Source organism: Nocardioides segetis (assembly GCF_051390595.1).
Taxonomy (GTDB): Bacteria; Actinomycetota; Actinomycetes; order Propionibacteriales; family Nocardioidaceae; genus Nocardioides.
Map to the genome: position 1 here is coordinate 51,138 of NZ_JBNINR010000010.1, position 20,492 is coordinate 71,629.

A 20,492-nucleotide genomic window follows, 5' to 3' on the forward strand; every position below is an offset into this window, starting at 1 on the left:
CCCTGCGCATCCCATAGTCTTTAACTCGATCGAAATAATCGACTAAAGAAGAAGAGGGACGTCCATGGGCGGGTACGCCGTCGCCGCGCTGCTGGTGACGCTGGGTCTTTTCGCCGGCATCCACGTCCTGGGCAGGGCGCGGGTGAACTTCAGCGTGCTGACCATCGGCGCGCTGGGACTCGGTGTCGGGGTCGGGGTGGTGTTCGAGGGTCACCTCGACTATGTCGAGCCGGTGGGCAAGGTCTACTTGAACCTGCTGCTCGCGATCGTCGCGCCGCTGATCATCGTGTCGATCCTGTCGAGCATCACCTCGCTCGGGACGACGGCGCAGCTGCGCACCATCGGCGCGCGCTCGGTCGGCTGGCTGCTCGGCCTCAACGCGCTCGCGGTGCTGCTGACGCTCGGACTGGCGCTCCAGCTCGGGATCGGCGAGGGCGCCGACCTGGAGCTCGGCGAGACGAACACCTCGGCACTGGAGAACATCAAGAAGCCGTTCACCGAGGTCTTCATCGACTTCTTCCCGACCAACATCGTCACCGACATCGCGGAGACGAACGTCATCCCGATCATCTTGTTCAGCGTCCTGATCGCGGTGTCCTACTCGCTCGTGGCCGACCGGGCGCCCGGCACCGTGGCGCCCTTCAAGGGCTTCATCGACGCGCTGCGGGAGATCGTCTACCGCGCCGTCGGCTTCGTGATCGCGCTGACGCCGTACGCCGTGCTCTCGCTCACCGCCGTCGCGACGGCCCGGGCCGCCGGCCAGTGGTCGCAGATGGTCTCACTGCTCGGGGTCCTCGGTCTCGCCTGGGTGGCCTGCTTCGTGCACGCCTTCGTGATCAACGGCGTGCTGCTGCGGGTGTTCGCGGACGTCGACCCGCTGCGCTTCTTCCGCAAGATCGCGCCGGCCCAGCTCACCGCGTTCACCACGCAGAGCAGCGCCGGCACCCTCCCGGTGACCACGCGCCTGCTGCGCGAGCGGATCGGCGTGCCGTCCGACATCGCGGGCTTCACCGCGCCGCTCGGCACCACCATCGGGATGCCCGGCTGTGCCGGGGTGTGGCCGGTCCTGCTGGCGGTGTTCGGCGTCAACGCGCTGGGCATCCCCTGGGGCGTCCAGGACTACCTCGTGCTGGTGCTGCTGGGCGTCATCGTCTCCGTCGGCACGGCGGGGGTGCCCGGCACGGCCACCATCACCGCGACGACCGTCCTCACCGCGGCCGGCCTTCCGCTCGAGCTCGTGGCGATCACGTTGCCGGTCAGCATGGTCGCCGACATGGCGCGCACCCTCGACAACGTCACGTCCGCCGCTGTCGCCGCGACCATCGTCGCTCGCCAGGAGGGCCGCCTCGACGATGCCGTCTTCGACGGCCATGTCCCCTCCGCCGGCCCCGACGTGCTCGCCCGCGAGAGCGACGACGACCTCCCCCTCGCCGATCCCGGCATCCCCATCGGCGCCTGCGCGCTGCCCACCCCCACCCCTCAAGGAGTCAACGCATGACCGTCCGGCGATCCCACCGGATCCTCGCCCTGCTGCCCGCCGCCGCGATCGCGGCCACGCTGGCCGTCTCGACCGGGCCGGCCCCCGCCGCGCACGCCGACGGCTGGGTCGACGGAGGCGACGAGTTCCCCTGCCTCGACGACGTGACCTGCCTGTGGATCCAGGACTGCGAGCTCGACGAGAACCAGCACCCGGTCTACCCGAACCGCAACGGCAAGACGTCGTACCCGGCCGGCAGCTACAGCTACAAGGGCGACAAGCCGACCCCCACGCCGACGCCCACCCCGACCCCGACGCCCACCCCGAACCCGGGCGGGACCGGCAGCGCCGGTGGGGGGACCACCGGCGGCTCCGGGACCGCGGGCTCGGGCACCGGCAAGAACACGGGGAAGAACACCGGCAAGAACACCGGGACGAGCGGGACGACCGGCACGCCCGGCGCGACCGGCACCACCGGCGCGGTCGACCCGACGGCGACCGACGCCGCCACCGAGCAGGTCGCCCCGGGCGCGCCGAGCGCCCTGGCCGCGCCGACCCTCACGGTCGACGGCGACACCGTCACGGTGTCCTGGGCGGCCTCCGTCAACGCCGAGATCGAGCAGGTCACCGGCTACCTGATCCGGTTCACCGGCCAGGCGGCGGTCGAGACCGACGCGTCGACCTTCGAGTACGTCTTCGAGGACGTCCCACCCGGCAGCTACCGCGCCGCCGTGTGGGCCAGCAACGCCGCCGGCGAGTCGCCGGGCTCTCCGCCGTCCGACCCGGTCGTCGTCGGAGTCGACCCCGCCACGGTCGCCGGCACCGTCACGGTGACCGGTGCGCTGGCGCCCGGGGCGACCGTCACCGTCACCGGCACCGGCTTCGCGCCCCGGATCGAGGGCTACGCCCTCGAGCTGCATTCCGACCCGGTGCCGCTCGGCACGGTGGCGACCGACGACAACGGCGGGTTCACCGCCGAGGTCGTCGTCCCGACGAACGTCGCCGAGGGCGACCACGACCTCGTCGTCCTGTTCGACGGCGCCCCGGTCTCCAGCAGCCCGGTCACCGTGGCCGCGGCGGTCGGCGGCGAGCCGGCGCCGGTCGAGGCGACGGCCGAGGAGGAGGTCGCCCCGGTGCCCGACAACGCCGGGCTCCTCATCCTCGGCGCGCTGGCCGCCGCCGGTGCCCTCGCGCTCGCCTGGCGGGTGCTGCGCGGTCGGCGCCGTCGTCCGCACCGTGCCCTCGTTCCCACGGCGGTCGCGACCCGCGCCTCCTGACCGCGACCACTTCCACCGAACCGATCGACAGATCAGGCCCCCGAGAGCAGAGAGCGAAACACCGATGAACCACCGCACCCACCCGCCGCGCACCCGCCTCCGGCGCACCGCCGCGGCCGCCACCGTCGCCGCCCTCGCCGCATCACCGCTCCTGGCGACCGGTGCTCCGGCGCGCGCCGCGGATCCCGACCCGGCCCCGGCGACCTACCCCGCACCCACCCACGGGTCCACCGTCGACTGGTTCGACGACAGCTTCCCCGCGCTCGACCCGGGCAGCGTCTTCGAGACCGTCACCTTCGAGCGCTTCGAGTACCTGCTCAAGAAGAGCACCGGGAGGTGGGCCTTCGTCATCGGCGGCGCCGAGGACGAGTACCTCCAGGACACGATCGGCGCCATCCAGGACGTCGCCGAGGCTGAGGGCATCGAGCGGATCTACAACTTCGACCCCAACCTCGACGGCGAGGCTCTCAGCGTCTTCGATCTCACCGGCTACGACCTGGACAGCGCGGACAACGCCGGCAAGGACCAGTTCCTCGACCTCGGCGAGCGCCTGGTGAGCAACTACCTCGGCAAGGACGCGGAGACCCCGTTCACCCTGGCGAGCGACCCGGCGAAGCCGGACCAGCGCGTCTCCGCCGAGCACCCCTACCTCTTCGTGTACGACGCCGCGGGGGGTGAGACCAACCGGATCGTCGACGCACTGGTGACGCCGCCGGCCGACCTCTCCTCGCCGACCGCGGTGGCGGCGTACAAGACCGAGGTGAAGCGGGTGCTGACCTCGGCGCCCCTCGACGTCGACACCCAGTGGGACTTCCTCAGCACCGAGCACAACCGTCGGCACTACGAGCGGTACGTCAAGAACCCCGACCCCGCGGTCGAGACGCTCAATCGCAAGCGGTTCGGCGGTGACATCTTCGACGCGGCCGAGGACCTGACCGGGGGTGATGAGGACGACTTCCGGATCCAGAGCGTCACCTACCCGGAGCTGATCGACATCCTCGACAGCGAGGGCGACTTCCTCGTCCTGTTCGGCGGCACCTGGTGCCACAACACCGCGGCGATCATCAAGCAGACCGCCGAGTACGCGCGGCGCTACGGGATCAAGAAGGTCTACAACTTCGACTTCTCGCTCGACTCGACCGGCAACGGGGGATCGCTCGACAAGCACATCCGCGACAACGCCTTCCGCTCGGTCGGCGGCACCTCCCTGAAGACCCGCCCGTCCCACCTCTACGGCCGGATCCTCGAGAAGCTCTCGAACGCGCGGACCCAGTACCGCCTCACCGCCGACGAGCCGGGCACCCAGAGCACCAGCCCGGTGAAGTACTACGCCGACGGCGTGGTCCCGGACCCGGCCGACCCGGCCACGGGGGAGAGGCTCGCTCGCAAGATCCAGGTCGGCCACCTGCTGTCCTACGACAAGGACGCCACCGCCGGCGGCCAGCCCGCCCCCGTGCTCGACCAGGCGATCCGTGACAGCTGGACCAATCCCGCCGCGGGCGACCCGCCGGCCGCGCAGTTCGCCGGCAACGTCGAGTACATGACCGAGGTCTGGTTCACGCAGGGCAGGGACGACGCCTACGACGCCGCCGACCCCGACCGGCTGCGCGGCAATGTCAACGTCACCGCCGAGGCTGGCCGGAACGCGCTGCAGAACCAGCGGAACTTCGCCCGTGAGGCGATCGACGAGATCCGCGACGTGATCGCCGGCGTCGGCGGCGGCTACGACAGCGAGCTCACCGTCACGGGCGCTCCGGCGACCGTGTCGGCCGCGAACCCGGGCAGCCTGACCGCCCAGGTCGGCGTCGACACCACCTTCAGCGGGTTCTTCTCCGACCGGACCGCCGGGGCCACCCTCGCCCCGCTGACCGGCCGGCGACCGGTCGGCGGCTCGGTGCGGGTCTACGTCGACGGCACGCAGCTCGGCGAGGTCGCCGTGGGCACCGACCGCGTGGCCGCGATGAGCCTGCCGCTCCCGGCCCTCGCGGTCGGCCCGCACACCGTCCGCTTCGTGTACGGCGGCGGCGCGGTCGGTCTCGTCGGTGCCGCCGAGCGCACCCAGCCGCTGACCGTGCAGGCCGCGGCCACGTCCACCGGCCCGGTCGCCGCGTCCGGCGCTGCTCTCGCGGTCACGAAGAAGCCGACGTCGAGGAAGGGCGGCACGGCCCAGGTCACGGTCGCCGTCCCGGCGGGGAAGGCCGCGGCCACGGGCACGGTCACGGTGGTCCTCAAGAAGGGCAAGGTCAAGCGGACCGTGAAGCGGGCCGTCGTCGGCGGCGTCGCCACCGTGAAGCTGCCCAAGCTCGCCAAGGGCACGTGGAAGGTGCGCGTGAAGTACTCCGGTGACGCCGCGTACCTGCCGCTGACCGCGGCGGCGAAGGCGATCAAGGTGACGAAGTAGCGCGATGACGACCTCCCTGCTCCCCGTCGTGGGCGGCGACCTCCGGGTCCCGCTCGTCACCGGCGGCACCGTGCCCTACGCCAACCTGGACGTCGCGGCCAGTGCTCCGGCGCTCGGCAGCGTGGCCGAGCGGGTGACGCAGCTCCTGCCGTACTACGCCAGCGTCCACCGCGGCGCGGGGCATGCGTCCGCCGTCAGCACGGCCGTCCACGAGGCGGCGCGGCGCACGGTGGCGGAGTTCGTCGGCGCGCGGCCGGACGACGTCGTCCAGTTCGTCCGGCACACGACCGACGCCTTCAACCTGCTCGCCACGGCGGTGCCCGGGGAGGTCGTCACGCTCGACGTGGAGCACCACGCCAACCTGCTGCCCTGGGCGCGCGGCGGCCGCCGGACCGTTGCCGCGCGCCCCGACCTGGGCGCGACGGTGGCGGCCGTCGCGGCCGAGCTGGCCCGCCGGCCCGCGGCACTGCTGGCGGTCACGGGCGCATCCAATGTCACCGGCGAGGTGCTGCCACTGGCCGAGCTCGTCGCCGTCGCCCACCGCCACGGCGCTCGGATCGCCGTCGACGGGGCGCAGCTGCTGCCCCATCGGCGTGTCGACATCGGGGCGCTCGGCGTGGACTACCTGGCCTTCTCGGGCCACAAGCTCTACGCACCGTACGGCGCGGGAGCGCTCGTCGGCCGGGCCGACTGGCTCGCCGCCGCGCCGCCGTACCTCGCCGGCGGGGGAGCGGTGCGCTCGGTCACCCTCGACGAGGTGACCTGGGCAGACACCCCGGCCCGGCACGAGGCCGGCACGCCGAACGTCGTCGGCACGGTCGCGCTGGCCGCGGCCTGCGAGACGCTCGGCTCCCTCGCCCCCGCCTCCTGGGCCGGGCACGAGGCGTCGCTGGGTGACCGGCTGCGTGACGGCCTGGCCGCGCTGCCGGGAGTCCGCGTCCTGCGACTGTGGGACGATGCGACCGACGTGCTCGGCCTGGCCAGCTTCACCGTGGCGGGGCACCCGGCCGCGCTCGTCGCGCACTACCTGTCCGCCGAGCACGGCGTCGGCGTCCGGCACGGACGGTTCTGCGCCCACCCGCTGCTCGCCCGGCTCGCCGGCGACGCCGAGGCCGTGCGCGCGAGCGTCGGGCTCGGCACGAGCGCAGCGGACGTGGACCGCCTGCTCGCCGGCCTGGAGCACCTCGTCACGTCCGGGCCGGCGTGGACCTACGGCGCCGACCACCGTCCCGTGCCGGACCCGCGGCCGCTGCCGGCCTGGGCGGAGGGCGCGACCTCCCGGGAGTCACTCGTCTAGGGTCGACAGCGTGACCTCTCTCACCGTGATCCCCGTCCCCGGCCACGGCGCGGAGGACGTCGTCGTGGCGACCTCCGGGCCTGACGCGGGCTGCGTGTTCACGGGCACCGACGACGGCGCGATCCTCCGGGTCCATCCTGGCGGGGGACGGATCGACCGGGTCGCCCACACCGGTGGACGACCGCTGGGCATCGAGTTCGCCGCCGACGGCCGCCTCCTGGTCTGCGACGCCCGGCGTGGTCTGCTGTGGGTGGACCCCGCCTCCGGCGGCGTCGAGCTGATCACCGCCGAGGTCGAGGGCCGGCCGATGGTCTTCTGCAACAACGCGGCACTCGCCGAGGACGGCACCATCTGGTGGTCCGACTCGTCGACGCGGTTCGGGATCGACCGGTGGAAGGACGACTTCGTCCGCAACACCCGCACCGGCCGCCTGCTGCGCCGCGACCCCGACGGCACGGTGACGGTGGTGCTCGACGGTCTGGCCTTCGCCAACGGGGTGGCGCTGTCGTCCGCGGGTGACTTCGTGTGCGTCGCCGAGACGGGCGCCCGCACCGTCGTCCGACACTGGATCAGCGGGCCGCGCGGGGGGACGCGTGACCTGCTGTGCGGCGGCCTGCCCGGCTATCCCGACAACATCGCGCGCGGCTCCGACGGGTTGATCTGGATCACGATCGCCAGCCCGACCGATCCGCTGGTCGAGCGCCTCCAGCGCGGCCCGATGGCGCTGCGCAAGCTGGCCACGAGGCTGCCCGACACCCTCCAGCCGCAGCCGAGGCAGACCGTCCGCGTCGTGGCGTACGACGACCACGGCACGCTGGTCCACGACCTCGACATCAGCCCGGCCGAGCACGGTGCGGCCTACCACATGGTGACCGGCGTCCGGGAGCACGAGGGCCGGGTCTGGCTGGGCAGCCTGCACGAGCCGGCGATCGCCGTCTACGACCGCTGACGCCGTAGACTCGCGGCCATGCCTGTCCTCGACACCATCACCGGACCGCGCGACCTCCGGGCGCTGTCCGAGGACGAGCTCACCCAGCTGGCGGCCGAGATCCGCGACCTGCTGATCCGCACCGTCGCGACCAACACCGGGCATCTCGGACCCAACCTGGGCGTCGTCGAGCTCACCCTCGCCATCCATCGCGTCTTCGACTCGCCCCGCGACAAGATCGTCTTCGACACCGGGCACCAGTCCTATGTCCACAAGCTCGTCACCGGTCGCGCGGCCGACTTCGGCACGCTGCGGCGTGAGGGCGGGGTGAGCGGCTACCCGAGCCGGGCGGAGTCCGAGCACGACCTGGTCGAGAACTCCCACGCCTCGACCGCGCTCAGCTACGCCGACGGCATCGCCAAGGCGTTCCGCATCCGCGGCGAGGACCGCCACACGGTGGCCGTCATCGGCGACGGCGCGCTCACCGGCGGCATGGCGTGGGAGGCCCTCAACAACATCGCGATCCAGCACGACTCCCGGCTGGTGATCGTCGTCAACGACAACGGCCGGTCCTACACACCGACGATCGGCGGCTTGGCGACGGCCCTGACGAGCCTGCGCACCAATCCCCGCTACGAGACGGTCCTCGACATCGTCAAGCGCCGGCTCAACGCGGTGCCGGGCGTCGGCGCGGCCGCCTACGACGCGCTGCACGCGATGAAGAAGGGCCTCAAGGACGCGCTCGCGCCCCAGGGGCTCTTCGAGGACCTCGGCCTGAAGTACGTCGGCCCGGTCGATGGTCACGACCGCGCGGCCATGGAGCAGGCGCTCGCCCAGGCGAAGCGGTTCGGTGGCCCGGTCATCGTGCACGCGATCACCCGCAAGGGCTTCGGCTACGACCCGGCCGAGCGGCACGAGGCCGACCAGTTCCACGCTCCCGGGCCGTTCGACGTGCAGACGGGAGCCGAGAAGCCGAAGGGCCGGATCTGGACCGACCACTTCGCCGACCACGTCGTGCGGATCGGTGAGCGCCGTCCCGATGTCGTGGCGATCACCGCCGCGATGATGCACCCCGTCGGTCTCGACAAGTTCCAGGCCCGCTTCCCCGAGCGGACCTTCGACGTCGGCATCGCCGAGCAGCACGCCGCGACCTCCGCGGCCGGACTGGCGATGGGCGGCCTCCACCCGGTCTTCGCCGTCTACGCGACCTTCCTCAACCGCGCCTTCGACCAGGTCCTGATGGACGTCGCGCTCCACCGGTGCGGGGTCACCTTCGTGCTCGACCGCTCCGGTGTCACCGGCGACGACGGCGCCAGCCACAACGGGATGTGGGACCTGTCGCTCCTGCAGGTCGTGCCCGGCCTGCGCCTGGCCGCGCCCCGCGACGTCACCCGCATGCGCGAGCTCCTCGACGAGGCCGTGGAGGTCGCCGACGCGCCGACCGTGGTCCGGTTCCCGAAGGGCCCGCCGCCCGACGACGTGCCGGCGGTCGACCGGGCCGGCGGCTGCGACGTCCTGGTCCGCGAGGGCGCCCGTGACGTGCTCGTCGTCTCCGTCGGCTCGATGGCCGAGGTCGCCGTCGACGTCGCCCGGCGCCTCGGCGCCCAGGGCATCGGCGTGACCGTGGTCGACCCGCGCTGGGTCAAGCCGGTCGACCCGGCGCTCGTCGAGCTCGCCCGCGGCCACCGCCGGGTGGTGACGATCGAGGACAACGGCGTGATCGGCGGCGTCGGCGCGGTCCTGCTGCAGACCCTGGCGGCCGAGGGCGTGCGCACGCCGGTGCGGATCCACGGCATCCCGCAGGAGTTCCTCGACCACGCCAAGCGGGCCGCGATCCTCGAGCGGATCGGCCTCACGCCCGCGGCGATCGCCCTGGAGATCGTCCACGACATCACCGCAGAGTCCGCCCCGGAAGGACGGGCGCTCCTCGATGTCGACGGCCCGCGCTAGGGGAGGCACGAGGAGGCTCGTCCCCGCCCTGGCGCTGCTCCTGCTGCCGCTCACGGCCTGCTCCGACGACCCGCCGCCGCCGGCGTCCTCCGGCACCGGGTACGACGACGTCAGCAGCCTCATGCAGCGCGCCCTCGACCGCCGCGCGCGGGGCCTGCGCACCCACGACGTGGCGCCCTTCCGGCGCAGCCTGGACCCCGCCGATCCGGGACTGGTCGCCGAGCAGCAGACCTACTTCGACAACCTCGTCCAGCTGCCCGCCGGCGAGCTGCGCTACGAGGTCGCGGCCGACACGATCACACCCGTCGAGGGGACCGACGACTACTGGGCCGAGGTGGTCCTCGTGCTCGGCCTCGACGGCTACGACACCGTGCCGGCCCGCACGCGCGACCGGTTCCTCTTCACCCCGTCGCGCGACGGCCGTCGGCTGGTGATCACCTCCACGACCGACCACGCGTGGGAGACCGCCCATCCCGGCAACGTCCAGCCGTGGGACCTCGGTCCGGTCCGCGTCCGGCAGGCGGCGGGCGTCCTCGGGATCTTCGACGACACGACGGTGCGCTACGCCGACGCGGTGCTCGACGCCGCCAGCGCGGGCCGCTACGACGTGCGCAGCACCATCGGCGACACCGTCGGCAGCGTCGCCACCGGGGTCGTCGTCTACGCGCTGCGCGACCCCGCGTTCCTCCGAGGGCTCACCGACCAGACGGTCGGCGACCCCGATCGCGCGGACGGGCTGACCATCGCGGTGCCCGTCGACGGGACCGACGCCGGCCAGGGCGTCGCGTCGTACCGGATCTTCCTCAACCCGCGCGTGCTGGACCAGCAGGCCGGGGTGCTCGGCCGGCTCGTGCGGCACGAGCTCACCCATGCGACCCTCGGTGCGCGCGGGCGCGGCGCGCCGCTCTGGCTGAGCGAGGGCATCGCGGAGTACGTGTCGGTCCGGCCGATGCCGCCGACCCGGCGCCGACTGCCGGCCCGGGCGCTCGACGTCGCCGCGACGGCGACCACCCTGCCCGGCGCCACCCAGTTCGGCGGACCCGACGCCGAGGCCTGGTACGCCGTGTCGTGGTGGGTGTGCGAGTACATCGCGGGTACCTACGGTCCGCCGATGCTTCTCACCCTGCTCGACCGGCTCGCCGACGGCGTCGACCAGGCCGAGGTCGTCGCGGACGTCCTCGGCGTGACTCCCGCCCAACTCGCCCAGCGGGGTGTAGGATTGATGGAGCGCACATACTCGGGGTGAGGAGTTCGGATGAGCCTGTTCCGGATCAAGTCGGTCGAGCAGTCGATCGCCGACACCGACGAGCCCGACCATCGCCTACGCAAGGATCTCTCGGCGCTGGACCTCACCGTGTTCGGCGTCGGCGTCATCATCGGCGCCGGCATCTTCGTCCTCACCGGCACGGTCGCGGCCAGCAACGCGGGCCCGGCCCTCGCGCTGAGCTTCGTGATCGCCGCCGTCGCCTGCGGGCTCGCGGCCCTCTGCTACGCCGAGCTCGCCTCGACGGTTCCGGTCGCCGGCAGCGCCTACACGTTCAGCTACGCGACCCTCGGTGAGCTGGTCGCCTGGATCATCGGCTGGGACCTCGTGCTGGAGTTCACGGTCGGCGCCGCGGCCCTCTCGACCGGATTCTCCGCCTACCTCCAGGAGGTGCTCGACATCGTCGGGGTGAGTCTCCCGACGCAGATCAGCTCCGCGGCGACCGGCGTCGTGGACCTGCCGGCCATGGTGATCGCGCTGCTGGTCACCTTCCTGCTCATCCGCGGGACGAAGTTCTCCAGCCGCTTCAACCAGTTCGTGGTCGCCCTCAAGCTGGTCGTCGTCGCCGCGGTGATCGTCGTCGGCATCGCGCACATCGACGTGAGCAACTGGACGCCGTTCATCCCCGACGCCCAGCCCGCTCCGGAGTCCGGCGGCGGCTTCGCCGACGTGCCGCTGATCACCAGCCTCCTCGGGCTCGAGCCCGCGGTCTTCGGCCTCGCCGGGGTGATCTCCGGGGCGGCGATCGTCTTCTTCGCCTTCATCGGCTTCGACATCGTGGCCACGACGGCGGAGGAGACGAAGAACCCGCAGCGAGACGTCCCGATCGGCATCCTCGGCTCCCTCGCGATCGTCACGGTGCTCTACGCCGCGGTCAGCCTGGTCGTCACCGGGCTGCGCAGCTATCGGGACATCGACCCCGACAGCGCGGCCCCGCTCGCCGACGCCTTCCAGGCCTCCGGCGTCGACTGGATGCCCGACCTGATCTCGATCGGTGCCTGCGTCGGCCTGGTGGTGGTCGCCATGATCCTCATGCTCGGCCAGACCCGGGTCGGCTTCGCGATGGCCCGCGACGGGCTGCTCCCGCGCTCCCTGGCGAAGGTGCACCCGACCTGGGGGACGCCGTACCGCATCACGGTCGTCACGGGCGTGGCCGTCGCCGCGCTCGCCGGCTTCGTCGACCTGAGCACCCTCGCCCACCTGGTCAACATCGGCACCCTGTTCGCCTTCATGCTCGTCAGCATCGGGGTCGTCGTCCTGCGGCGGACCCGGCCCGACCTGCCCCGCGGCTTCCGCACCCCGTTGGCTCCGGCCGTCGCGACCGTGTCGACGCTGATGTGTCTCTACCTCATGCTCAACCTCACGGGCGACACCTGGATCCGGTTCCTGGCGTGGATGGCGATCGGGGTCGTCGTCTACGCCGTCTACGGCCGCAGCCACAGCCGCCTGCAGCCGCCGCGGACGGGGGAATAGGCTCTGCGTGTGACTCCCTCGTCCCGTCTGGTCCACATCGTCGACGAGGTGCCCGAGCTCGAGGGCGTGGAGAGCCTCGCGCTGGTGGTGGCGCTCGACGGCTTCCTCGACGCGGGCAACGCCGGCGCGCTGGCCGGCCGGCACCTCGTGCGCGCCGGTGCCTTCTCCGCCGACGGCGGAGGCGTCGTGGTGGCGACCTTCGACGTCGACCAGCTCCACGACTACCGAGCCCGGCGTCCGCCCCTGACCTTCGCGCGCGACCACTACGAGGGCTACGAGGCTCCGCGGCTCGTGGTCCGGATGCTGCGCGACGCCGGCGGGACGCCGTACCTCCTCCTGCACGGGCCGGAGCCCGACATCCGGTGGGAGGCGTTCTGCCGCGGCGTCCGCGAGGTCGTCGAGCGCTTCGACGTCGCCCTGGTCGTCTCGATGGGGTCGGTGCCGATGGCGGTGCCGCACACGCGGCCGATCGCGATCACCCACCACGCCAACAACCCGCACCTGCTCACCGGGACCAGCCCCTGGCGCGGCGAGCTCCGGGTGCCGAGCAGCGCCCAGGCCCTGCTCGAGGTCCGGCTCGGTGAGTGGGGCCACGACGCGCAGGGCTTCGTCGCCCACGTGCCGCACTACCTCGCCCAGCTCGACTACCCCCGTGCCGCGGTGTCGCTGCTCGAGCAGGTCGAGCTCGCGGCCCGGCTGACGGTCGACCTCGGCGAGCTGCGCACCGCCGCCGACGAGCGCGAGGAGGAGATCGGCCGCTACCTCGCCGCCAACGCCGAGGTGCAGGACGTCGTGACCGCGCTGGAGCAGCAGTACGACACCTTCGCGCGCGCCGAGGAGGAGGGCAGCAGCCTCCTCGCCGAGGACGAGCCGCTGCCGACCGGTGAGGAGATCGGCCGGCAGTTCGAGCAGTTCCTGGCCGGCCTCGAGGGACCCGACGAGACCGGAGGCACGCCATGAACGACCGGGTGATGGGGGAGGCGACCCGGAAGCTCGTCTCGCTGCTCGACCTCGAGCGGCTCGACACCGACCTGTTCCGCGGGCAGCAGCCCGAGACGATCCGCCAGCGGGTCTACGGCGGCCAGGTCGCCGCCCAGGCGCTGATCGCCGCGACCCGCACGGTCGACGAGGGCATGCACGTGCACTCGCTGCACTCCTACTTCCTGCTGCCCGGCGACTACACCGTGCCGATCATCTACGACGTCGAGCGGATCCGGGACGGCAAGTCCTTCGCCACCCGTCGTGTCCTCGCCCGCCAGCACGGCCGGCCGATCTACTACCAGTCGCTCAACTTCCAGCGCGCAGAGGAGGGACTCGAGCACCAGGACGTGATGCCCGAGGTCAAGGCGCCCGAGGAGGGCCTGGACCTGATGGCGCTGATGGCCGACCGCGGCGCCGACGACGGTCTGAGCAAGGAGTGGGCGGCCCTCGACGTCCGCTGGTTGGGGAGCTCGGCGCACGGCATGGAGCCGGACCCGATGCACCCCGCGCGGACCCAGGTGTGGATCCGCGTCGACGGCCGGCTGAGCGACGACCCGGTCGAGCACCTCGCGACGTTCACCTACGCCAGCGACGTGTCGCTACTCGGCGCGACGCTCGCCGCGCACCCCGAGCACGGCCCGCACCAGGTGCAGATGGCCTCGCTCGACCACACCATCTGGTTCCACCGTCCGTTCCGGGCCGACGAGTGGTGGCTCTACGACCAGTGGTCGCCGTCGGCCAGTGGTGGACGGGGCCTCGCCCTGGGGCGGATCTTCACCCAGGACGGGACCCTCGTCGCCACGGTCGCCCAGGAGGGCCTGATCCGGCCCGCGCGCGGGCGGGACTAGAGCGCGGTGGTGCGTCCCAGCAGGTGGGGGGCGCCGTCCTTCGGGCTGACCAGCGTGAAGTCGTAGCCCGTCGGGCTCCGCTCGGCGCCGAACTGCGCCTTGCCCGGCAGGAAGATCGGCTTCTTGAACGCGACCTCGACCTTGACCGCGTCGGGCAGCCGGTTCTCCAGGGCCGCGATGCAGCGGGCCTTGCTCCACATGCCGTGGGCGATGTGGCGCGGGAAGCCGAGCGCCTTCGCGGTCAGCGGGTGCAGATGGATCGGGTTGCGGTCGCCCGACACCGCGCCGTACCTGCGGCCCAGGTTGTCGGGCAGTGACCAGACCGGGCCCTTCGCGTCGATCGCGGTGAGCGCCATCCCGGGATCACCGTGCTCCTTGTCGCCCTTCCCGACCCGCAGGTACGTCGACACGGACTCCCACACGACCTCCTCGCCCACGGTGCCGGTGACGTTCATGTCCCAGGCGCGGCCCTTGGTGCTGGCGCGAAGGTTGTCGGCGGTGAGGGCGAGCGAGACGGTCTCGCCGATGGCGACGGGACGGTGCTGGACGATCGTGTTCTCCAGGTGCACCGAGCCGATCGCCGGGAACGGGAAGGCCGCGTCGGTCATCAGCTGCAGGTGCAGCGGGAAGGCCAGCATATGGAGGTAGGGCACCGGCGCCACGTCGCGGACGGGGAAGCCGCACACCTCGGCGTACCGCTCGACCGCCGAGCGCTCCACCGGGACGTCCTGGCGCGACAGCGTGAGGTCGGGCAGGGAGCCGCCGGTCTTCTTGATCCCGGGCAGCTGGTTCACGCCGGGCACGGCCGGCAGCGCCGCCTTGAGCATCACGGGGAGGGCCATCTCAGGCTCCCAGCATCATCTGGCCGCAGACGCGGACCACGTTGCCGTTGACGGCGGTCGAGGCGGGGGAGGCGTACCACGCGATGGTCTCGGCGACGTCGACCGGAAGGCCGCCCTGGGCCATGGCGTTGAGGCGCTGGCCGACCTCGCGGGTCGCGAAGGGGACGGCGGCCGTCATCTGGGTGATGATGAAGCCCGGGGCGACGGCGTTGACGGTGATGCCGTTGTCGAGGCGGTCGGCGAGCGCGTCGACGAAGCCGATGACGCCGGCCTTCGAGGCGGCGTAGCTGGTCTGGCCCAGGTTGCCGGCGATGCCGGCGATCGAGGCGACCCCGACGATCCGGCCGTTGGCGTTGACGACCTTCTGGGCGAGCAGCTCGGCGGTGATCCGCTCGGGCGCCTCCAGGTTGATCTGCAGCACCTTGCCGAAGCGCTCGGGGGTCTGGTTGGCGAGCTTCTTGTCCATCGTCACGCCGGCGTTGTGCACGACGATGTCGACGCCGCCGTGCTTCTCCTTGAGGTGGTGCGCGATCCGCTGCGGCGCGTCGGTCGCGGTGATGTCGAGCGTCAGCCAGTCGCCGTCGAGCTCCTTCATCACCGTGACCAGCTCGTCGGCGGCCTGCGGCACGTCGAGCCCGACGATCGTCGCGCCGTCGCGGTGCAGCACCCGGGCGATCTCCTCGCCGATGCCCCGGCTGGCGCCGGTGACGAACGCGACCTTGCCGGCCAGGGGAGCGGTCCAGTCCTCCAGCGCGGTGCCGTGCTCCTCGGCGTGGGTGCCGATGCGGACCACCTGGCCCGAGACGTACGCCGACTTCGGGCTGAGCAGGAAGCCGAGGGTCGACAGCACCGAGTCCTCGTAGCCGTCGGCGACGTAGACCAGCTGCACGGTGCCGCCCTTGCCGATCTCCTTGCCGAGGCTGCGGGTGAAGCCCTCCAGCGCGCGCTGGGCGATCCGCTCGCTGCCCTCGACCTGGGCGGGCGGCGTACCGATGACGACGACGCGCGCGCACCGGTCGAGGCTGCGCAGCACCGGGGTGAAGAACGCCTGGAGCTCGACGAGCTCCTCGACCGAGGTGAGGCCGGTGGCGTCGAAGACCAGGCCCTTGTAGGTCTCGCCGTCGGTCCGCGCCGTCGCCGACGCGATCCCGAGCACGTCGAGCAGACCGGGCAGGGACTCGCCCAGGCGACCGCGACCGCCGACGAGGACCGTGCCGCGGACCAGCGGGTCGCCCGCCGTGTAGCGCTCCAGCTTGGTCGGGTTCGGCAGTCCGAGGTTCTTGACGAGGAGCTTGCCGATCGGGGAGCTCACGAAGCCCTGGTACTTGTCAGTCATGAGACTATGTAACTAGATGTGTAACTCTGAGTCCACATTTCGTGATCTCGCCCTCAGTCGGTTCTCCGACGGGGCCAGCTGAGTGAGGATTGATCCATGACCGAGACTGTTCGCCGCGCCGCCGTACTGGGCGGCAACCGGATTCCGTTCGCCCGCTCCAACGGCGCCTACGCCACCGCCTCCAACCAGGACATGCTGACCGCCGCCCTCGACGGACTGGTGGCGCGCTTCGGGCTGGAGGGTGAACGCCTGGGGGAGGTCGCCGGCGGCGCGGTCCTCAAGCACAGCCGCGACTTCAACCTGGTCCGCGAGTCCGTGCTCAGCACCCGACTCGCCCCGGAGACGCCGGCCGTCGACCTGCAGCAGGCCTGCGGCACCGGGCTCCAGGCGATCAACTACATCGCCAACAAGATCAAGCTCGGCCAGATCGACTCCGGCATCGGGGGCGGCGTCGACACCACGTCCGACGCGCCCGTCGCGATCTCCGAGAAGCTGCGCAAGAAGCTGATCCAGCTCAACAACGCGCGTTCCACCAAGGACCGCCTCGCGGTCCTCGCCACCCTGCGCCCCGGCGACATCGGCCTCGCGATCCCGTCCAACGGCGAGCCGCGGACCAAGCTCTCCATGGGCGAGCACCAGGCGCTGACCGCCCTGGAGTGGCAGATCACCCGGGAGGCCCAGGACGAGCTGGCCGTCGCCTCGCACCACCACCTCGCCGCGTCGTACGACGAGGGATGGCAAGACGACCTGATCACGCCGTTCCGGGGGCTCGAGCGCGACAACAACCTGCGCGCCGACTCCTCCCTGGAGAAGCTCGCCAAGCTCAAGCCGGTCTTCGGCAAGGGCGAGGCGGCGACGATGACCGCCGCCAACTCCACCCCGCTGACCGACGGCGCGTCCGCCGTCCTCCTCGGCTCGGAGGAGTGGGCCGCGGCCCACGGTCTGGAGGTGCTTGCCTACTTCGTCGACTCCGAGGTGGCCGCGGTCGACTTCGTCAACGGGGCCGAGGGCCTGCTCATGGCGCCGGCGTACGCCGTGCCGCGGCTGCTTGCCCGCAACGGCCTGAGCCTGCAGGACTTCGACTTCTACGAGATCCACGAGGCCTTCGCCTCGCAGGTGCTCTCCACGCTCGCCGCGTGGGAGAGCCCGGTCTTCTGCAAGCAGCGCCTGGGCCTCGACAGCCCGCTCGGGTCGATCGATCGCGCCAAGCTCAATGTCAAGGGCTCCTCGCTCGCCGCGGGGCACCCGTTCGCCGCCACCGGCGGACGGATCGTGGCCAACACCGCCAAGCTGCTGCAGGCCAACGGCGGCGGCCGGGCCCTGATCTCGGTCTGCGCCGCCGGCGGTCAGGGCGTCGTCGCCATCATGGAGCGCTGAGCCGGGCCGAGACGCGGCTGGTCGCCGCCGGCCCGCACCGCCAGGGTCAGGCGGCGACCAGCGCGAGTGCCGAGCGCACGAGGTAGGAGCGCACCTGCTCGGCCGAGATCTGGCCGACCGTCGGGATGCCCGGGGCCGCCTCGCTCACGAGGATGCCGAGCCGGGCCAGCTGGAGGGCGCCGAGCCCGCTGGCGTAGAGGGCGTTCGCGAGCAGCACCGGGTCGTCGCTGAGGTCGAAGGCGCCCTGCGCGACGCCGTGGCTGAGGGTGTCGGACAGCACCGTCAGGCAGGACGTGATGCCGCGGCCGAGCCGGAACAGCGGGCCCTCCGCGATCTCGTCGAGCAGCTCGTCGCCCGGCCGGACCATGAGCGCCTGGGCGCAGTCGACGAACGCCGGGTGCGCGACGCCGTAGTCGACGAACGCGCCCACGATCCGCTCGAGCTGGTCGCGCGGCGATCCGCCGCTCGCCGCGGCCGCGGCCATCGCGTCGTGCAGCTCCTCCAGGTAGCCGACGAGCGTGAGCGCGAACAGCTCCTCCTTGCCGGTGAAGTGGCGGTAGACGATCGCCCGGTTGATGCCGACGGCGCTGGCGATCTCCTCGATCTGGACGTCGCGGACGCCCTTGGAGTCGAAGATCTGGCGGGTCGCGGTGATGATCTCCGCCTGGCGCGCCTTGCGCCGCGCTGCCGCGGCCCTGCGGCGTCCATCGGTGGCTGGTGCGTTCGTCGCCATGAGGCGAGTGTACGGGACGTGCAACTCGGTGTTGCAACATCCGTGACCGGGTGAGACGGAATCCCGTCAGTCCAGCAGCGCGCGGACGGTCTCGATCGTGTCCGCCTCGTCGGCCGACTTGTCGTCGCGGTAGCGGACCACCCGGGCGAACCGGAGCGCCAGGCCGCCGGGATAGCGGGTGGAGCGCTGGAGGCCGTCGAAGGCGATCTCCACGACCTGCTCGGGGCGCACCGTGACGACCCAGCCGTCGTCGGCCACCTCGAGGGCGCGGAAGCGCTCGGTCTGCCAGGCGAGCATCTGGTCGGTCATCCCCTTGAACGTCTTGCCCAGCATCACGAACCCCGTAGGTGAGGACGGGTCGCGTGCGCCGAGGTGGATGTTGGAGAGCCAGCCGCGGCGTCGCCCGGAGCCGTGCTCGACGGCGAGGACGACGAGGTCGAGGGTGTGCACCGGCTTGACCTTGACCCAGGCCGCGCCGCGGCGGCCGGCGTCGTAGCCGGCGTCGGCGGACTTGACCACGACGCCCTCGTGGCCCGACGCGAGGACGGCGGTGGTGAAGGCCTCGGCGTCGGCGACGTCGGTGCCGATCCAGCGCCGGACCCGGTGCTCGGCCGGCACCAGCTCCTCGAGGACCTGCCAGCGCTCCCGCGCCGGACGGTCGATGAGGTCGACGCCGTCGAGGTGCAGCACGTCGAAGAAGTACGGCGACACCACGGCCTCGGCGGGCGCGGCCCGGCTCGCGGTCCGGGAGGCCGTCTCCTGGAAGGGACGCGGCCGGCCCGCCGCGTCCAGCCACAGCGCCTCTCCGTCGAGCACGAACCGCTGCGCCGGGAGCGAGCGCGCGACGGCGACCACCTCGGGCAGACGATGGGTGATGTCGTCGAGGCTGCGGGTGGCGACGACGACGTCGTCACCGGAGCGGTGGACCTGGATCCGGATGCCGTCGAGCTTGGCGTCGACCCCGACGACGTCCGGACCGCGGCCGGTGGCCTTCGCGACCGCGGCCGCCACGTCGGGGGCCGACGAGGCGAGCATCGGCAGGACCGGGCGGCCGACGGTCAGGCCGACCTCGGCGAGGGCGTCTGTGCCGGCGAACGCCTCGTCGACGACGTACGTCGAGCCGCCGGCCAGCATCGCGGCGCGCCGGACGGCGGCCAGGGGGACCTCGGCGGCCGCGGCCAGGGCCTCGGTAACGACCGCCTCGAGGGCGCCCTGGCGGACCTCGCCGACGGCGACGGCGCGCAGCCACTCCTGCTCGGGCGCGGTCGCCCGGCCGAAGAGGTCGGCGACCGCCGCGGAGCGCAGGCCGGCCGATCCCGCTCCGGCCAGCACCGACATCGCCGCGAACCGCGCGTCGACGTCGACCACCTCGAGGGTCGAGGTCGCCGCCGGAGGAGGCAGCGTCCGCAGGCTGCGCCAGCCCAGTCCGGTGCGCCGCTGCCGGAGGCGGCCACCGAGGTAGTGCGCCACGAGCGGGCGCTCGGCGGGCTCGGCGGCGAGCAGCAGACCGCTGATCAGGCGGGTCTTCTCCTTGCGCGAGCGCGTCGCGGCGACCTGGCGGGAGACGTCGACGAGGTCGCGGAGCAGCATCGGCTCAGCGCGAGGCTTCCGGCGCCGCCGCGCCCACCGCGCCGTCGATGACCTGCTCGTAGACCAGGTCGAGGTCGAGGGACTCGGCGCTGGTGCCGGACAGGTCGCCGAAGTAGCCGGCGACCTCCAGCGACACGAACCCGTGGAGCGAGGCGAACAGCGCCATCGCGCTCTGCAGCAGCCGGTCGTCGGGCAGGCCCGCGGAGCGGACCATCACCGCCAGCGCCTCGATCGCGTCGAGCGCCGCCGTGTAGAACGCCTCGCGGTCGATCGGCGGGCGGGTGAGGGCGGCGTACCGCTGGGGGTGGGTGCGGGCGAAGGCCCGCAGCGCGTGGCTGAGGGCGCGGAGCCCGTCGACGCCGGCGTGGCCCATGGCGGCGGCGCGCACGTGCTCGCCGAGCAGCCGCATCGCCCGGACCTGGATGAGTGCGCGCAGGTCCTCGAGGTTGGCCACGTGGTTGTAGAGCGAGGAGACGCGAGCCTCGAGCTCCGCCGCCAGGGAGGTCATGGTGAGCGCGTCGTAGCCGTCGCGGTCGACGAGGGCGTCCGCCGCCTGGAGCACGGCCTCCTGGTCGAGGCGGGTCCGGCGGCCGCGGGTGGTCTCGATGCTCAACTGCCCTCCGGAGCCTGGCGTGGTCGACGTCCGGGAACGAATGAGGTTCGTCCCCGCGCGAGAGAGCCTAGTCCGTCGCGCCCCCGGCGTGCACCGGCCTGCCGT

At 72.5% G+C, this 20,492-nt stretch carries 16 protein-coding genes; 11 read left to right on the plus strand and 5 right to left on the minus strand.

Annotated features, from left to right (window positions below; genetic code table 11):
• Positions 1–64: 64 nt before the first annotated feature.
• The 10 genes from ACPZVR_RS17270 to ACPZVR_RS17315 all read left to right on the plus strand — a co-directional run bounded on the left by ACPZVR_RS17270 (position 65) and on the right by ACPZVR_RS17315 (position 13,896).
• Complete coding sequence (locus ACPZVR_RS17270) at positions 65–1,498, plus strand: dicarboxylate/amino acid:cation symporter (protein ID WP_436700879.1); 1,434 nt, start codon at positions 65–67, stop codon at positions 1,496–1,498.
• Positions 1,495–2,754, plus strand: coding sequence for a fibronectin type III domain-containing protein (locus ACPZVR_RS17275; protein ID WP_436700880.1), 1,260 nt, complete (start codon positions 1,495–1,497; stop codon positions 2,752–2,754). Before ACPZVR_RS17270 ends, ACPZVR_RS17275 begins: the two co-directional genes overlap by 4 nt.
• Before the next feature lie 64 nt (positions 2,755–2,818).
• The gene (locus ACPZVR_RS17280; protein WP_436700881.1) at positions 2,819–5,155 is read left to right on the plus strand and encodes an Ig-like domain-containing protein; all 2,337 of its coding nucleotides are present in this window, start codon (positions 2,819–2,821) and stop codon (positions 5,153–5,155) included.
• A 4-nt stretch (positions 5,156–5,159) separates the two neighbouring features.
• Positions 5,160–6,452, plus strand: a complete 1,293-nt coding sequence (locus ACPZVR_RS17285) for an aminotransferase class V-fold PLP-dependent enzyme (protein ID WP_436700882.1) — start codon at positions 5,160–5,162, stop codon at positions 6,450–6,452.
• A gap of 10 nt (positions 6,453–6,462) precedes the next feature.
• A complete protein-coding gene (locus tag ACPZVR_RS17290; RefSeq protein WP_436700883.1) occupies positions 6,463–7,401 on the plus strand; it encodes an SMP-30/gluconolactonase/LRE family protein in 939 nt (312 codons plus the stop codon).
• An 18-nt stretch (positions 7,402–7,419) separates the two neighbouring features.
• On the plus strand, positions 7,420–9,330 hold the full coding sequence (dxs, locus tag ACPZVR_RS17295; protein ID WP_436700885.1) for a 1-deoxy-D-xylulose-5-phosphate synthase: 1,911 nt from the start codon (positions 7,420–7,422) through the stop codon (positions 9,328–9,330).
• A complete protein-coding gene (locus ACPZVR_RS17300; RefSeq protein WP_436700886.1) occupies positions 9,311–10,576 on the plus strand; it encodes a gluzincin family metallopeptidase in 1,266 nt (421 codons plus the stop codon). Before dxs ends, ACPZVR_RS17300 begins: the two co-directional genes overlap by 20 nt.
• A 9-nt stretch (positions 10,577–10,585) precedes the next feature.
• Entirely contained in the window at positions 10,586–12,067 is a 1,482-nt protein-coding gene (locus ACPZVR_RS17305) for an amino acid permease (RefSeq protein WP_436700887.1), read from the plus strand.
• A 9-nt stretch (positions 12,068–12,076) separates the two neighbouring features.
• Positions 12,077–13,027 carry a proteasome assembly chaperone family protein gene (locus ACPZVR_RS17310; RefSeq protein ID WP_436700889.1) on the plus strand — a complete coding sequence of 317 codons (951 nt, stop codon included), beginning with the start codon at positions 12,077–12,079 and terminating at the stop codon, positions 13,025–13,027.
• Entirely contained in the window at positions 13,024–13,896 is an 873-nt protein-coding gene (locus tag ACPZVR_RS17315) for an acyl-CoA thioesterase (protein WP_436700890.1), read from the plus strand. The genes ACPZVR_RS17310 and ACPZVR_RS17315 overlap by 4 nt, the downstream gene beginning before the upstream one ends.
• Here ACPZVR_RS17315 and ACPZVR_RS17320 read toward each other — a convergent pair.
• Positions 13,893–14,738, minus strand: a complete 846-nt coding sequence (locus tag ACPZVR_RS17320; protein WP_436700891.1) for a MaoC family dehydratase — start codon at positions 14,736–14,738, stop codon at positions 13,893–13,895. The genes ACPZVR_RS17315 and ACPZVR_RS17320 overlap by 4 nt on opposite strands.
• A 1-nt stretch (position 14,739) precedes the next feature.
• The gene (locus ACPZVR_RS17325) at positions 14,740–16,074 is read right to left on the minus strand and encodes a 3-oxoacyl-ACP reductase (RefSeq protein WP_436700893.1); all 1,335 of its coding nucleotides are present in this window, start codon (positions 16,072–16,074) and stop codon (positions 14,740–14,742) included.
• A gap of 96 nt (positions 16,075–16,170) precedes the next feature.
• Between ACPZVR_RS17325 and ACPZVR_RS17330 the strand changes: the two genes are divergently transcribed.
• Positions 16,171–17,451 (plus strand): acetyl-CoA C-acetyltransferase, encoded by a 1,281-nt coding sequence (locus ACPZVR_RS17330; protein WP_436700894.1) that lies wholly within the window; start codon positions 16,171–16,173, stop codon positions 17,449–17,451.
• 46 nt (positions 17,452–17,497) lie between these two features.
• Here the strand turns inward: ACPZVR_RS17330 and ACPZVR_RS17335 are convergent, their stop codons facing one another.
• From ACPZVR_RS17335 to ACPZVR_RS17345, 3 genes are all read right to left on the minus strand, one after another.
• Positions 17,498–18,184, minus strand: coding sequence for a TetR/AcrR family transcriptional regulator (locus ACPZVR_RS17335; protein ID WP_436700895.1), 687 nt, complete (start codon positions 18,182–18,184; stop codon positions 17,498–17,500).
• Between the two features lie 66 nt (positions 18,185–18,250).
• Entirely contained in the window at positions 18,251–19,774 is a 1,524-nt protein-coding gene (locus tag ACPZVR_RS17340; protein WP_436700896.1) for an ATP-dependent DNA ligase, read from the minus strand.
• Positions 19,775–19,778: 4 nt separating this feature from the next.
• Positions 19,779–20,387 carry a TetR/AcrR family transcriptional regulator gene (locus ACPZVR_RS17345; protein ID WP_436700898.1) on the minus strand — a complete coding sequence of 203 codons (609 nt, stop codon included), beginning with the start codon at positions 20,385–20,387 and terminating at the stop codon, positions 19,779–19,781.
• Between the last annotated feature and the right edge of the window lie 105 nt (positions 20,388–20,492).

What these genes read in the sequence shown, in the direction of transcription:
- ACPZVR_RS17270 (WP_436700879.1), top strand. Translation starts at nt 65, where the DNA reads ATGGGCGGGTACGCCGTCGCCGCGCTGCTGGTGACGCTGGGTCTTTTC.
- ACPZVR_RS17275 (WP_436700880.1), top strand. Translation starts at nt 1,495, where the DNA reads ATGACCGTCCGGCGATCCCACCGGATCCTCGCCCTGCTGCCCGCCGCC.
- ACPZVR_RS17280 (WP_436700881.1), top strand. Translation starts at nt 2,819, where the DNA reads ATGAACCACCGCACCCACCCGCCGCGCACCCGCCTCCGGCGCACCGCC.
- ACPZVR_RS17285 (WP_436700882.1), top strand. Translation starts at nt 5,160, where the DNA reads ATGACGACCTCCCTGCTCCCCGTCGTGGGCGGCGACCTCCGGGTCCCG.
- dxs (WP_436700885.1), top strand. Translation starts at nt 7,420, where the DNA reads ATGCCTGTCCTCGACACCATCACCGGACCGCGCGACCTCCGGGCGCTG.
- ACPZVR_RS17300 (WP_436700886.1), top strand. Translation starts at nt 9,311, where the DNA reads ATGTCGACGGCCCGCGCTAGGGGAGGCACGAGGAGGCTCGTCCCCGCC.
- ACPZVR_RS17305 (WP_436700887.1), top strand. Translation starts at nt 10,586, where the DNA reads ATGAGCCTGTTCCGGATCAAGTCGGTCGAGCAGTCGATCGCCGACACC.
- ACPZVR_RS17315 (WP_436700890.1), top strand. Translation starts at nt 13,024, where the DNA reads ATGAACGACCGGGTGATGGGGGAGGCGACCCGGAAGCTCGTCTCGCTG.
- ACPZVR_RS17320 (WP_436700891.1), bottom strand. Translation starts at nt 14,738, where the DNA reads ATGGCCCTCCCCGTGATGCTCAAGGCGGCGCTGCCGGCCGTGCCCGGC.
- ACPZVR_RS17325 (WP_436700893.1), bottom strand. Translation starts at nt 16,074, where the DNA reads ATGACTGACAAGTACCAGGGCTTCGTGAGCTCCCCGATCGGCAAGCTC.
- ACPZVR_RS17330 (WP_436700894.1), top strand. Translation starts at nt 16,171, where the DNA reads ATGACCGAGACTGTTCGCCGCGCCGCCGTACTGGGCGGCAACCGGATT.
- ACPZVR_RS17335 (WP_436700895.1), bottom strand. Translation starts at nt 18,184, where the DNA reads ATGGCGACGAACGCACCAGCCACCGATGGACGCCGCAGGGCCGCGGCA.
- ACPZVR_RS17340 (WP_436700896.1), bottom strand. Translation starts at nt 19,774, where the DNA reads ATGCTGCTCCGCGACCTCGTCGACGTCTCCCGCCAGGTCGCCGCGACG.